We start from the raw sequence: 13,631 nt of genomic DNA, 5'->3' as shown, positions 1-13,631 counted from the left end.
AGATCGCACGGGTTCCGGCCGCGGCGCGCGCGGCCGGGGCGCGATCAGTTCATCCACCAGCGCTCGGCCATGCGGGCATTGTCCATCTGCCACAGGTTGCCGACCGTCTCGGGGGTGCCGACCTTGGTGCTGAGCGCGCCCACGAAATTGGCGAACATAGGCACGATCACGCCGCCCCGGTCGCGCAGGATTTCCTGCATCTCGTAATACTGGCCGCGGCGGGTGTCGCTGTCGAGTTCGGCCCGCGCCGCGATCAGCAGCTCCTGGAAGCGCGCGTCGTCCCAGTGGCTGTCATTCCACGGCACGCCCGCCTCGTAGGCCGAGGAGAACATCCAGTCCTCGGTGGCCCGTCCCGACCAGTAGGCCGCGCAGAACGGCTTCTTGAGCCAGACATTCGACCAGTAACCGTCGGCCGGCTCCTGCACGAGATTGATCTCGATGCCGCCCGCACCGGCGGAGGCCTGGTAGAGCTGCGCCGCGTCGATCGCGCCGTTGAAGGCGGCGTTGGAGGCCGACAGGTCGATGTTCAGCCGGTCGATGCCGGCCTGCTTGAGGTGGAACTTGGCCTTGTCGGGATCGTAGGCGAGCTGCTCCATGTCGGCGTTGTAATACTGGTTGGCCGGGCCGATGGGGGTGTCGTTGCCGACCTGGCCGTGGCCGAGCAGGATCTTGTCGACCATCTCCTGGCGATTGATCCCGTATTTCAGCGCCTTGCGAACATGCACCTGATCGAAGGGCGACACGTCGGTGAGCATCGGGAAGGTGTAGTGCTGGTTGCCCGTAACCTCGAGGATGCGGACATTCGGATTGGCCTTGAGCAGCGCCTCGGTCTTGAAGTCGATCCGGTTGATCGCATCGACCTGGCCGGTCATCAGGGCGTTCATCCGGGCGGTGCCGTCATTGATCGCGATATACTCGATCTCGTCGAACCAGCCGAAATTGCCGTCCTTGTAATGGCTGTCGACGCGCTTGCCGACGAAACGCACGCCCGGCTCGAAGGCCTCGGCGCGGTAGAGCCCGGTGCCGATCCCCTTGGAAAGCGCCTCGTCGAGCTGGCCCGCGGGATAGATCAGCAGGTGATAATCCGACATCAGGTAGGGGAAGTCGGCATTGCCGGCATTCAGCGTGAACTGCACTTGATGCTCGCCGAGTTTCTTCATCTCGGTGATCGCGGCGACGATCGGCTTGGCGGCGGACTTGCTGTCCTCGGCCACGTGCAGCTGCAGCGATTCGATCACGTCATCGGCGCCGAAGGATTTGCCATTGTGGAAGGTGACGCCCCTGCGCAGCGTGAAGGTCCAGGTCTTCGCATCCTCGCTGGCCTCCCAGCTTTCGGCAAGCTCGCCGCGCAGGCTGCCATCCGGGGCGATCTCGGTGAGGTTGTCGAAGACCGCCCCCTGGGCGGCGGAGATCATGAAGATGTCCGAATGGGTCCGCGCGTCCCAGCTGTCGGAGGTGTTGGCCCCGTTCATGCCGACGCGCAGACGCCCGCCCCTCTTGCCCTGCGCCCTGAGCGGAAGCCCGGTGGCGGCGAGGACGGAGGCGGCGGCGCCCGTGCGCAGAAGGCCTCGGCGTGACATGTTGGTCATAAGTTCTCTCCCCTTGGTCTCGTTATCGGTTCCCGGCGGTGCGCCCTTGGACGAAAGCCGGGTCTTTCATCGCCCCTCGGAAGGGCATCCTGGCCGCCCCCCCTGCCGGGGACGGGTGTATCACATCCTGTCCGACGCCGCGTCGCCGATATTCTCGAGCCCGCGCTCCTTCAAAAGCTCGCTCAGCCAGTCGGGATCCATCTCCGGCACGGAGCTGAGCAGCAGGTCGGTATAGGGATGGTGCGGCGGGGTGAACATGTCGTCTTTGCTCCCCTGCTCGACGACTTCGCCATCCTTCATCACCACGACCTCGTCGGCGATCGAGCGGACCGTGGCCAGATCATGCGTGATGAACATATAGGACAGGCCCAGCTCGTCCTGAAGATCGGCCAGCAGCTTGAGGATGCCCTCGGCGACCAGCTGGTCGAGCGCCGAGGTCACCTCGTCGCAGATGATGAAGCGCGGCTCGGCGGCAAGGGCGCGGGCGATGCCGATGCGCTGTTTCTGACCGCCAGACAGCTCGGAGGGCAGCCGGTCGATATATTGCGATGGCTCGAGCTCGATCTGGGCCAGCAGCTCCTCCACCCGGGCACGGCGCGCCCGGCCACGCAGGCCGCCGTAGAATTCGACCGGACGGCCGATGATCTGACCGATCGTCTTGCGCGGATTGAGCGCGGTATCGGCCATCTGGTAGATCATCTGTATCTGGCGCAACTGGTCCTTGCTGCGTCCGCGGAAACTGCCCGGAAGGGGCGTTCCCTCGAACTCGATCTGCCCAAGGCGCGGCGGCAGGAGGCCGGTGATGCAGCGCGCCGTCGTCGATTTTCCCGAACCCGATTCGCCCACCACCGCGACGGTGCGCCCGGCATGGATGTCGAAGCTGACACCATGCAGGATATCCATCTTGCCATAAGCCGCCGTGACGCCCTGCACGCTGATGACGGGCACCGCGTCAAGCGCCGGGGCGGGCTTTGCGGGCCGCTTGAAGCTGCGCACGGCCCAGAGCGAGCGGGTGTATTCCTCCTGCGGGTCGGAGAGCATCCGCCGCGTCTCGGCCTCCTCGACCTCCTCGCCGCGCAGCAGCACCTTGATGCGGTCGGCCATCTGCGCGACCACCGCGAGATCATGGGTGATATAGATCGCCGCCGTGTCGAAATCCTCGACGATCTTGCGGATCGCGGCGAGGACCTCGATCTGCGTCGTCACGTCGAGCGCCGTGGTCGGCTCGTCGAAGATGATGAGATCGGGGCGGCAGGACATGGCCATCGCGGTCATCGCGCGCTGCAGCTGCCCGCCGGAGACCTGGTGGGGGTAGCGAAAGCCGATCTCCTCGGGATTGGGAAGACGCAGGCGGGCATAGAGCTCCATCGCGTCCTCCTCGCTTTCCTTGCGCCCGGACACGCCGTGGCGCACCGGGGCCTCGGTATGCTGGTCAATGATCTTGTGGGCGGGGTTGAAGCTCGCCGCCGCCGATTGCGCGACATAGGCGATGCGCTTGCCCAGAAGCTGGCGCTTGGTGTCGGCGGAGGCCGTGACAAGATCGGTGCCGTCGAAGAGGACCGAGCCGCCCGAGATGCGCACCCCGTCGCGGGTGAAGCCCATCGCGGCGAGCCCGACGGTCGACTTGCCGGCGCCGCTCTCGCCGATCAGCCCCAGCACCTCGCCCTTGTGCAGATCGAAGCTCACGCCCTTCACGATCGGGGTCCATGTCTCGTCCGAGCGCCCCTCGAGCTGCAGGTCCTCGACCCGCAACAGGAGCGATCTGTGGCTCTTGTCGCTCATCTCGTCATTCCTTCAGCCCCGAGGAGCGGTGCAGCATCCAGTCGACGATGAAGTTCACCGCGACGGTCAGCAGCGCGATCGCCCCGGCCGCGAGCAGGGGGGCGGCGGCGGCCTGCGGCGCGAAGGCCGCGTAATTGATGAATTGCGCAAGATCGCGCACCATGGTGCCCCAGTCGGCCAGAGGCGGCTGGATGCCGACCCCGAGGAAGGACAGTGAGGCGATGGTCAGGAAAACGAAGCAGAAACGCAGCCCGAACTCCGCCAGCAAAGGTGCCAGCGCATTGGGCAGGATCTCGCGGAAGATGAGGTAGCCGAGCCCCTCGCCGCGCAGCTTCGCCGCCTCGATGTAATCCATGACGACGATGTTGCCCGCCACCGCGCGGGCGAGGCGGAAGACGCGGGTGCTGTCGATCAGCGCGATGATGAGCACCATGAAAAGGGTGAGCGGAACGCCCAGCCGTGCCGACCAGACGCTGGCGATCGTCATCAGCAGCAGCGCGAAGATCAGGGCGGGGATCGCCATCAGCACATCGACCGCGCGGCTCAGGAGCTGATCGAGCCAGCCGCCGATCGTCGCCGCCAGAAAGCCCATCGAGCCGCCGAGCACGAAGGCAAGGCAGGTCGTGGCAAAGGCGATGCCGACGGTGTTCTGCGCGCCGTAGATCAGGCGGCTGAGGATGTCGCGGCCGATCTGGTCGGTGCCAAGCGGATAGGCCGGATTGCCACCGAGCGCCGGATCGCCCCCCGGAACGACATTGGCCGCACCGAGGATCTCGGCCTGCCCGTAGGGCGCGATGAAGCCGGCGAAGATCGCGAGGATGGCGTAGATCAGGACCACGAGCACCCCGAAGGAGGCGGTGAGCGGCATGGCGCGAAAGAGTTTCCGGCTGCCCCCCGTGCCAATGTGCCGCCCCGCGAGACGGAAGAGCCAGGCCGCGAGCGCGAAGATCACGAAGCCTTGCACCGCCCAGCGGAAGAAGACGGCGCCCTCGCGTCCGTAGAGCCAGACCGCGAAAACCAGCGCCGCGGCGGCAAAGACCCAGCCGAACGCCTCGCCGAAACCCATGTCGCGGAAACGCGGGTGATTGCCGCTCAGCGCGCGTCCCGCGAGACGCATCGCCCATGCGGCAAGGAGGAGCGCGGCAAGGGCGCCCAGAACGTAGAGAAGAGCGGTCATTTGGGATGCCTCAGGCGCGGATTGCTGAGGATCGACATGATATCGGCCGTCAGGTTGAGCAGGATATAGGCACCGGCGAAGATCAGGCAGGCGGCCTGCACCACCGGGATGTCACGGATCTTCACCGCGTCCACGAAAAGCTGGCCGATTCCGGGATAGACGAAGACGACCTCGACCACGACCACGCCCGTGATCAGGTAGGCCAGGTTGAGGGCGATGACGTTGATGATCGGCGCCAGCGCGTTGGGCAGGGCGTGACGCACGATCACCCGCATCGGCGAGATGCCCTTGAGACGGGCCATCTCGATATAGGGCGATGACAGGAGCTGGATGATCGCCGCCCGCGTCATCCGCATCATGTGGGCGGTGACCACGAGGGTCAGCGTCAGGGCGGGAAGCAGCGTCTTTTCGAGCCGCTCGCCGAAGCCCATCCCCTCGTAGATGTTGGAAAGCGATGGCAGCACCGGGTAGATCACCGCGAGAAAGAGGATCAGGACATAGGCCAGGAAGAACTCCGGCGAGGAGATCGACGACAGGGTGAACAGGTTTGCCCCCTTGTCGAAGGCCGAGTTGCGATAGAGCGCGGCCAGAACGCCCAGCGTGATCGAGAGCGGCACCGCGATCATCGCCGTCACCCCCGCGAGGAACATCGTGTTGCCGAAGCGCGGCGCGATCTGCGCGGCCACGGTCTTCATCTCGCCGCCGCCCATGTTGGACTGGAAATTCATCTGCGCGAAACTGACGCCGAGATCGCCCCGTACCACGCCCCCGAGCCAGTCGAGATAGCGCAGCACGATGTTCTGATCGAGGCCGAGATCGCGCCGGATCGAACGGATCGCCTCCTCGGTCGCGCCCTGACCGAGAACAGCCTGCGCGAAATCACCCGGAAGCAGGTTGACGGCGGTGAAGATGACGATGGACACGACGAGAAGCGTCAGGATCCCGAGAAGAAGACGTTGCACGACGATGCGTGTTACGGATCCCAATTGCGAATTCTCCAACTTTTCCCAGCGGTATTGGTAACCATAGCCGGCAGGCCGGGTCTGTAAACCCTGGCAGACGTGAACTTACACGCGACGTAGCGCATCCATGGTCGCGACCAGCGCCTTGCTGATCCCCGGCTCCGACAGGGCATGGCCTGCGCGCGGGATCATGTGAAGCCTTGAGCCGGGCCATGCCTTGTGCAGCCTGTAGGCCGATGCCGGCGGGCAGATCATGTCGTAGCGGCCCTGGACGATGGTGCCGGGAACCCCGTCGAGGCGATGGATATCCGCGAGGATCTGCCCGTCGCGGTCCAGAAAGCCGAGGTTGCTGAAATAGTGGTTCTCCAGCCTGGCGAAGGCGCGTGCATATTCCGCGGGGCTCTCGCCACCGGGCCCGTCATTGTCGATCGAGGCAAGCGTGTTCTCCCAAGACGCCCAGGCGCGCGCGAACCGTGTCTGCTCGAGCATGTCGTCGCCGAAGAGGCGCTTGCGATAGGCCGCGATCAGGTCGCCGCGCTCCTCCGGGGGAACCGGATCGACGAACTTGCGCCAGACATCGGGCCAGAACTGCCCCGCCCCGCCGCCGTAGAACCAGTCGAGCTCGGCCCGGGTCATCAGGAAGACCCCGCGCAGCACGAGATGCACCGAGCGCTCGGGATGGGTCTCGCCATAGACGAGGGCAAGCGTCGCGCCCCAGCTTCCGCCAAAGACGATCCAGCGCTTGATGCCCAGCGCCTCGCGGATCCGCTCGATATCGGCAACGAGATCCCAAGTGGTGTTGTTCTCGACGCTGGCATGGGGGCGGGAGCGGCCGCAGCCGCGCTGATCGAAGAGAATGATGCGGTAGACCGTCGGGTCGAAATAGCGGCGCATCGCCGGCGAACAGCCTCCGCCCGGTCCGCCATGCAGCACGATGACGGGTATGCCCTCGGGATTGCCGCATTGCTCGACATAGATGCTGTGGCCGTCGCCGACATTCATCATGCGTTGATCGAACGGGTCGATCCGCGGGTAGAGGAAGCTCGCCGCGCTGATTTGTCCTGCAACCTTGTCCATGACAGACCTATATAACCCGCATGGCCCCCGCGCCAGCCAGTCCGGGCAACAAATTGAGAGGCAGCCATGACCGCCAGCACCATCGACCCCCGTGAGATCGACAAGTTCAGCGCGATGGCCGCCGAATGGTGGGATCCGAACGGCAAGTTCAAGCCGTTGCACATGCTCAATCCCTGCCGCCTCGACTATATCTGCGCGCAGATCGCGGCCGAGTTCGACCGGGACCTGAGCGCGCCGGCGCCTTTCGCCGGATTGCGCCTGCTCGATATCGGATGCGGCGGTGGCCTTCTGTCCGAGCCGATGGCGCGCCTAGGTGCCGAAGTCGTCGGCGCCGATGCGGCCGAGCGCAATATCCCCGTGGCGCAGGTCCATGCCCGCGAGCAGGGGCTCGACATCGACTACCGCTTCACGACCGCCGAGGCGATGGCCGAGAAAGGCGAGCGGTTCGACGTGGTGCTGAACATGGAGGTGGTCGAGCATGTCGCCGACCCCCTCGCCTACCTGAGCGCCTGCCACGATCTGCTGCGCCCCGGCGGCCTGATGGTCTGCTCCACCATCAACCGCAATCCCAAAAGCTTCGCGATGGCGATCGTGGGGGCGGAATGGGTGATGCGCTGGCTGCCCAAGGGCACCCACGAGTTTGCCAAGTTCATCACGCCGGACGAGCTTTTCGGCCTGTTGCGGCGCGCGGGGCTCGAGCCCGTGGATCGCAAGGGCTTCGTGTTCAACCCGGTCCGCTGGAGCTGGAGCCTGTCCGACAGGGACCTGTCGGTGAACTACGTCACATCGAGCTTGCGTCCCGCCTGACCCAAGGGGTCCGTTCGCCCCCCCTTCCACCTAGTCGCCGATGGAGGGCGGAGCGAAGGCGCGGTCATGCGACAGCGCGGGAAGGCGGCGCCGCGTCTCGGCCACGAGGTCCAGATCGAGATTGGCGAAATGCAGACCCGGCGCCTCGCCCGCATCGAGCAGAACACGCCCCCAGGGATCGACGACAAGGCTGTGCCCGTGGCTGATCCGCCGCGCCCGCCCCGCCCCGGCGGGATGGTGGCCGGTCTGCGCGGCGGCGATCACGAAGCAGCCGGTCTCGATCGCACGGGCCCGCAGGAGCGTCTCCCAGTGATCGGGGCCCGTGGCGCTCGAAAAGGCCGAGGGCACGGCGAGGATCTGGGCGCCGGCCTGCGCGAGGGCGCGGAAGAGATGGGCGAAGCGCAGATCGTAGCAGATGCTCATCCCGATCGTCACCGCGTCCATCCGGGCGAGGACGGCCGCCGAGCCCGGCCGGTAGCCCGACGATTCGGTGTAGGTTTCCCGCGCATCGATGGCCACGTCGAACATGTGGATCTTGTCATAGCGGGCGATGATCCGGCCATCGGCGCCAATGGCGAAGGAGCGGTTGACGAAGCGCGGATCGGGCCCCTCCCCCTTCAGCGCGAGCGAGCCGATCAGCAGGCAGATGCGATGCTCGGCCGCGGCGCGGCACAAGGCGGCCAGGCTCGCATCCTCCGTCTCGTGACGCAGGACGCGGCCTTGATGCGCGCGATCGGCGCTCACGCAGTTCGACACTTCCGGGCTGAACCACAGGGCGGCCCCGCCCTGCGCCGCCCGCTCGATCGAACCCAGCATCACCGGCAGGTTCCGTGCCGGCTCGTCGCTCGCGTTGGATTGCAGCAGGGCGACGCGCATCGGCGCGCTCAGCTTGCCAGCATCGGGTCGAGCTTGCCGGAGCGGTCGAGGGCGGAAAGCTCGTCATAGCCCCCCACATGCGTGCCATCGATGAAGATCTGCGGCACGGTATGGCGGCCGCCGGCACGCTTCATCATCGCCTGTTTCTGGGCGGCATCGCGCGAGACGTCGGTTTCGGTATAGCTTGCGTCCTTCGATGCCAGAAGGCGCTTGGCCGCGTGGCAGTAGCCGCAGAGCGGCGAGGTGTAGATCTCGATGGTGGCCATTCGCTGTCTCCTTCAATGTCTCCCCTTCATCTAGGTCTCGCCGGTGACGCGTGCCAGTAGCAGAACGCACAGCTCCCCTGCGCCGCCCTCCAGGCAGGCCGCGCTCGCCGCCCGCAGGGTCGATCCCGAGGTCAGCACGTCGTCGACCAGCACCACCCGGCGGCCGCGCATGACGCCGCCATGGCGGGGATGGGGGATGAACGCGTCCTTGAGCCGGACAGCGCGCTGGGCAAAGGACGCGTCCCTCTGGCGCGCGGCCCGGACCGGGCGCAAAAGGGCGCGCGGCGCAAAACCCGGCCCCGCGCCGCGGCGCCCCCGCGCGCGGGCAATGCCGGCCGCCAGGGTGGCGGACTGGTTGAACCTTCGCGAGGCGAGGCGTGTCCAGTGGCTCGGCACCGGGACGAGCAGGGGATCGTCTTCCATGAGATCGGCCCCCGCCCGCAGCAGCCAGGCGGCGAGGATCGGCGCAAGATCGAGCCGGTCACCGTTCTTGAACGCCCTGACGATCCGCCCGCCATTCCCCTCATAGGCGAAAACCGCCCGGCCCCGTGCCCAGGGCGGCGGCGCCGCGAGACAGGCATCGCACAGCTCCGGCCGCACGCTTTCGCCGGGCAACGGCATCGCGCAGATGTCGCAGCACAGGCCCGTCAGGAACCGCGTCTTGCCCCAGCAAGCGGCGCAAAGCCCCCCGTCACCGAGGATCAATTCTTCGCAGATCGCGCATTGCGGGGGATAGATGAGCGCGCGCATCGCCGTCATAAAGGACATCCCGAACCCACCTTCCTGTCATGAAGCCCCGTCACGAAGTCCCGTTATCACCGCCAAGGCCCCGCATTCCCGAAGCCCGAGATCGCCCCGGCTCTGCCGCCAGAGAGCCCTGTCATCTTCCGCCGCTGCCTCCCTCGTCCCTATGCCGCCCTTTCCGCGCCACCCCGCTTCGCCCCGCCTCGCCCCGCCTCGATTGCCCAATCCATCCGGAGCCCGACATGACACCAGATACCCTGACGGACCGCCCTGCCCTCGAGCGGATGCGTCGCAGGCACCGCGATTCGGGCCTGTTTCTGCACAGGGAGGCACTTGCCGAGGTCGAGGAGAGACTGTCCGAGGTTAACAGGAGCTTTACGTCGCAGGCGGTCGTGACCGGATTTCCCGATTTCTGGCGCGCGGCGCGGCCGCAGGCGCGCATTGTCCCCGATACGGACCGGATCGAGCTGTCACCCGGCGCGCATGACCTGGTGATCCATGCCTTCGGCCTGCATTGGGCGGACGATCCCGTGGGGCAGCTCATCCAGTCGCGCCGGGCCCTGCGCCCGGACGGGCTCTTCATGGGGGTCGCCTTCGGGGGACAGACCCTGAACGAGCTGCGAACCGCGCTGGCGGCCGCCGAGATCGAGCTGCGCGGCGGCCTGTCGCCCCGGATCGCGCCAATGGCCGAGATCCGCGATCTGGGCGGGTTGCTGCAGCGGGCCGGCCTCGCGCTTCCCGTCGCAGACAGCCTGCCCCTGCGGGTGGATTACGCCGACCTGCCGGGCCTGATGCGCGATCTGCGGGACATGGGCGAGCGCAACGTCCTCGCCGCACGCGACCGCCGGGTGCCGCCACGTGCGCTCTTCGCGCGCGCCGCCGAGATCTACGAGGCGCAGACCGGCGCGCGGCCGGGCGGGCGCATCACCGCGACCTTCGAGCTGATCTTCCTGACGGGCTGGGCCCCCGACGAAAGCCAGCAAAAGCCCCTGCGCCCCGGATCGGCGGCGGCACGGCTCGCCGATGCGCTCGGCAGCGAGGAACGGACCGCCGGCGAGGTTGCGACGCCGCGCCGCGATTGACCCCCGGGACGGGCCGGATATCTGGTAGGCCCGGACGCGGCGCCTTGAGCCGCCTGCAAGATGCCCGAACCGACACGTTCACCCATGAGAGGATCAGGGGATGCCCGATACCGACCGCACCGAGACCGGCCCGTCGAGGCCGCCCCGCCACGCTCCCGAGGGGCATCCGTCACTGCCGCCCGCCAGGACGGGCGTGCTCCTGGCGAATCTCGGCACGCCCGACGGGCACGACTACTGGTCGATGCGGCGCTACCTGGGCGAGTTTCTAAGCGATCAGCGCGTCGTCGATTACCCGCGCTGGAAGTGGCAGCCCCTGTTGCAGACGGTGATCCTGACCAAGCGGCCCTTCACCAGCGGCGCGGCCTATCGCTCGATCTGGAACGAGGAGCTGAACGAAAGCCCGCTCCTGACCATCACCAAGGCACAGACGGCGGCCATCCGCGAGACGTTGAGGGCGCGCTACGGCGACCAGGTGATGACCGAGTTCTGCATGCGCTACGGCAATCCCTCGACCCGCGCGACCGTACGGCGGATGATCGATGCCGGGTGCCGGCGCATCGTCTTCTTTCCCCTCTACCCGCAATATGCAGGCGCCACGACCGCGACGGCGAATGACGCGCTCTTCAAGGCCCTGATGAAGGAGAAATGGCAGCCGCCCGTGCGCACCGTGCCGGCCTATTGCGACCGCCCCGACTATATCGACGCGCTCGCCCGGTCGGTCGAGCGTGCCTATGACGCGATGGAGACCAAGCCCGACATCCTCGTCGCCTCGTATCACGGGGTCCCGGAGCGCTACCTGCACGAAGGCGATCCCTATCACTGCCAGTGCCAGAAGACGACACGGCTCCTGCGCGAGCGGCTGGGCTGGAGCGAGGAGAAGCTCGTCACCACCTTCCAGTCGCGCTTTGGCCCCGAGGAATGGCTCAAGCCCTACACGGTCGAGGAGGTCGCACGCCTCGCGCAGGCCGGGAAGAAGCGGATCGCCGTCATCGCCCCCGCCTTCTCGGCCGATTGCATCGAGACGCTGGAGGAGATCAACGAGGAGATCCGCGAGAGCTTCGAGCATGCCGGCGGCGAGACGTTCACCTACATTCCCTGCCTGAACGACGACGAGGCCCATATCGAGGCTCTGTCGAACGTGATCGGCGACAACCTGGCAGGCTGGATCGACCGGGTGGATACCGAAACACCGTAGGGGCTACCCGGTCCGGCGGCGGGGTCGATGCGGGCGCCGCCGCCTGGACGCGCATCCGGCCGGAGATCGCGGCGGGATCTTCGGCGCGCCTTCGGGCCCAGACACAAGAAGCGGCCGGAACGCTCCGGCCGCTTCTTCGTGTTGCGATCGCGGCCCGGGGGCCGGCGCTCGGGCTCAGTCGGCGGCGACGACCGCGATGACGGCCAGCAGCAGCAGCGGAACGATGATGCCGCCGGAGGAGGAGCTGGTCTCTTCGACGATGACCGCGGGCTCCATCACCGGAGCGGCGACGTTGCCGGCGAATGCACCCGTGGCAGCAACCGACAGGGCGGCGGCAAGAGCGATTTTCTTCATGTGTATTTCTCCAGTAATTTGCCTGCGTCCAAAGCGAAGTGAGGCGGCATCAGGCGTCCAGAACTGTACCTCGCATGATCCGTATAAGCAGCAACTTGCCAGTCTTGAAAAGAACCCTTGAACATCGCCGGCTTGTCGGGGTGCAGGCAATGACAAATCGGCAACACCTGCGCGCCTTTTTTGCTCCGCTGAAAAGAGTTCAGATTGAATGACTTATGCCCCCCATCCGGGCATGGATGCGCTTTCGCACCGCTTGGAACGCGCTGCCGCCGGGCTTGGCGCGGGGCGGGCCTTGGCGGATCGGGGCGGGCAAAGCCACATCACCGTGCCGCTTCGCGATCCGGCGGGCTTTGAAACGCTGCCATGTCGGAGTAAGCCTGTCGTGAACACAAACGAGGCTGATACGTTGATGACACCGGTTAAGTCCCTGCTCCTGATCTCCGCGCTGGCCCTGTCGGCATGCGCCGCGCCCCCGCTGCCCACACTCGGTCCCGACGGTCGCCCGTTGCCGCAGGTCTACACGATCGGCTCGAACGACACCGAGCAGGTGCAGATCACCATGCTCGACGCTGTCAACTCCCTGCGCTCGGCCGCCGGCGCCGGTCCGTTGCGCTACGACGCCTCGCTGAACGCCGCCGCGGCCACGCATTCCCGCGACATGAGCATCCAGAACCGGCCCTGGCATTTCGGCTCCGACGGCTCCTCGCCGCTCGACCGGGTGCGCCGCGCCGGCTATGGCGGCATGATGCTGGGAGAGAACATCTCCGAGACCTACGAGACGGAACTCGAAACTCTGGCGGCATGGATCGACGATTCGCAGACGCGGGACGTGCTTCTCGATCCCAAGGCCACGGATATGGGCTTTGCCTGGTTCCAGGAGGATAACGGCAAGATCTGGTGGACCCTGATGACGGGACGCTGATCGCCGGCGGCAAAGGATGAGGCGGGCCGGGCAGCGGGCCCGCCTCCCGATATGGGCGCGACCGGCGCAGCGACCGCCGGAAGGCTTGAGATGCGGCGCGCCGGTGGCACGCCGCCGCATACCTTGCCCCCTCGTCACTCACCCCGTCGTCACGCGGGCGGTTTGTTCCCGCGGCGCACTCGATACCTGACGATCACCTGCGATCCGTCCGGGCGTGACGGATCGCGACGGACGGCGAAGGGGTGACCGGCCCGTCGGTCCTGACAGGCGCGGATGGCGCTCCGTTTATGGCAGGACGGTGATCGGCGTGCCGTCACGGACCATGGCATAGATGTCCTCCATCTCCTCATCCTTCACCGCGATGCAGCCCGCCGTCCAATCGTCGCGCCCCTTCTGGTAGAACTTGCCGCGGCCATGGATGAAGATGTCGCCGCCCGGCGAGACGCCCAGCGCATGGGCCTCGGCGATGTCCGCCGGCGCCGGATAGGAGAGCCCGATCGACAGGTGATAGCGGCTTTCGGGATTGCGGCGATCGATGAAGTAATCCCCCTCGGGCGTGCGCCCGTCGCCCTCGAACTTCTTGTCGCCCACGGGCGCGAAGCCCAGACCGATCCGGTAATCCTTGAGGGTCTTGTCATTGTTCATCAGGAGCATTCTGCGCTCGCCCTTCAGAACGTAGATCCGGGTCACTTCGGGCCCGTCATAGGTCTTGAACTTCGAAGCGCAGGCCGAAAGGCCGAAAGCGACGACGAAGATCAGCAACAGCCTGGTAATCTGCATGCTCGTACTGCCTCTGCT

Annotated in this window: 14 protein-coding genes; 4 read left to right on the top strand and 10 right to left on the bottom strand. The window is 66.6% G+C overall.

From position 1 onward, the window contains the following. Positions 1–44: 44 nt before the first annotated feature. The 5 genes from PMES_RS05400 to pip form a co-directional block, all read right to left on the bottom strand. On the bottom strand, positions 45–1,589 hold the full coding sequence (locus tag PMES_RS05400) for an ABC transporter substrate-binding protein (RefSeq protein ID WP_159964504.1): 1,545 nt from the start codon (positions 1,587–1,589) through the stop codon (positions 45–47). Between the two features lie 120 nt (positions 1,590–1,709). Next, on the bottom strand, positions 1,710–3,371 hold the full coding sequence (locus PMES_RS05395; RefSeq protein ID WP_159964503.1) for an ABC transporter ATP-binding protein: 1,662 nt from the start codon (positions 3,369–3,371) through the stop codon (positions 1,710–1,712). Between the two features lie 4 nt (positions 3,372–3,375). Further along, positions 3,376–4,548, bottom strand: a complete 1,173-nt coding sequence (locus PMES_RS05390) for an ABC transporter permease (protein ID WP_159964502.1) — start codon at positions 4,546–4,548, stop codon at positions 3,376–3,378. Then, positions 4,545–5,534, bottom strand: coding sequence for an ABC transporter permease (locus PMES_RS05385; RefSeq protein WP_159964501.1), 990 nt, complete (start codon positions 5,532–5,534; stop codon positions 4,545–4,547). The genes PMES_RS05390 and PMES_RS05385 overlap by 4 nt, the downstream gene beginning before the upstream one ends. An 81-nt stretch (positions 5,535–5,615) precedes the next feature. After that, positions 5,616–6,587, bottom strand: a complete 972-nt coding sequence (gene pip, locus PMES_RS05380) for a prolyl aminopeptidase (protein ID WP_159964500.1) — start codon at positions 6,585–6,587, stop codon at positions 5,616–5,618. A gap of 66 nt (positions 6,588–6,653) precedes the next feature. Here pip and ubiG point away from each other — a divergent pair, with 66 nt between their 5' ends. Further along, complete coding sequence (gene ubiG / locus PMES_RS05375) at positions 6,654–7,394, top strand: bifunctional 2-polyprenyl-6-hydroxyphenol methylase/3-demethylubiquinol 3-O-methyltransferase UbiG (protein WP_159964499.1); 741 nt, start codon at positions 6,654–6,656, stop codon at positions 7,392–7,394. Positions 7,395–7,424: 30 nt separating this feature from the next. Here ubiG and PMES_RS05370 read toward each other — a convergent pair whose 3' ends face one another. From PMES_RS05370 to PMES_RS05360, 3 genes are read right to left on the bottom strand one after another with little or no spacing between them, the layout of a single operon-like run. Then, positions 7,425–8,270 (bottom strand): carbon-nitrogen hydrolase family protein, encoded by an 846-nt coding sequence (locus PMES_RS05370; RefSeq protein WP_159964498.1) that lies wholly within the window; start codon positions 8,268–8,270, stop codon positions 7,425–7,427. 8 nt (positions 8,271–8,278) lie between these two features. Then, positions 8,279–8,536, bottom strand: a complete 258-nt coding sequence (gene grxC / locus PMES_RS05365) for a glutaredoxin 3 (RefSeq protein ID WP_159964497.1) — start codon at positions 8,534–8,536, stop codon at positions 8,279–8,281. A 30-nt stretch (positions 8,537–8,566) separates the two neighbouring features. Next, the gene (locus PMES_RS05360) at positions 8,567–9,304 is read right to left on the bottom strand and encodes a ComF family protein (RefSeq protein WP_159964496.1); all 738 of its coding nucleotides are present in this window, start codon (positions 9,302–9,304) and stop codon (positions 8,567–8,569) included. Between the two features lie 218 nt (positions 9,305–9,522). Here PMES_RS05360 and PMES_RS05355 point away from each other — a divergent pair, with 218 nt between their 5' ends. Both PMES_RS05355 and hemH read left to right on the top strand, forming a co-directional pair. Then, on the top strand, positions 9,523–10,362 hold the full coding sequence (locus PMES_RS05355) for a methyltransferase domain-containing protein (protein WP_159964495.1): 840 nt from the start codon (positions 9,523–9,525) through the stop codon (positions 10,360–10,362). A gap of 100 nt (positions 10,363–10,462) precedes the next feature. Further along, positions 10,463–11,557: a ferrochelatase gene (gene hemH, locus PMES_RS05350; RefSeq protein WP_159964494.1), complete on the top strand. Its 1,095-nt coding sequence runs from the start codon at positions 10,463–10,465 to the stop codon at positions 11,555–11,557. 174 nt (positions 11,558–11,731) lie between these two features. Here hemH and PMES_RS05345 read toward each other — a convergent pair whose 3' ends face one another. Continuing rightward, positions 11,732–11,911, bottom strand: a complete 180-nt coding sequence (locus tag PMES_RS05345) for a hypothetical protein (protein WP_159964493.1) — start codon at positions 11,909–11,911, stop codon at positions 11,732–11,734. Positions 11,912–12,320: 409 nt separating this feature from the next. Between PMES_RS05345 and dalA the strand changes: the two genes are divergently transcribed. Further along, positions 12,321–12,833, top strand: coding sequence for a divisome-associated lipoprotein DalA (gene dalA, locus PMES_RS05340; RefSeq protein ID WP_159964492.1), 513 nt, complete (start codon positions 12,321–12,323; stop codon positions 12,831–12,833). Positions 12,834–13,118: 285 nt separating this feature from the next. On the opposite strand, the gene PMES_RS05335 is transcribed toward dalA, so the two are convergent. After that, complete coding sequence (locus tag PMES_RS05335) at positions 13,119–13,613, bottom strand: L,D-transpeptidase family protein (protein ID WP_159964491.1); 495 nt, start codon at positions 13,611–13,613, stop codon at positions 13,119–13,121. Positions 13,614–13,631: the final 18 nt, after the last annotated feature.

The organism is Profundibacterium mesophilum KAUST100406-0324, assembly GCF_009835145.1.
Classification (GTDB): Bacteria; Pseudomonadota; Alphaproteobacteria; order Rhodobacterales; family Rhodobacteraceae; genus Profundibacterium; species Profundibacterium mesophilum.
The sequence above is the reverse complement of the archived record's forward strand: the minus strand, read 5'-3'. Positions and strand labels throughout refer to the sequence as shown.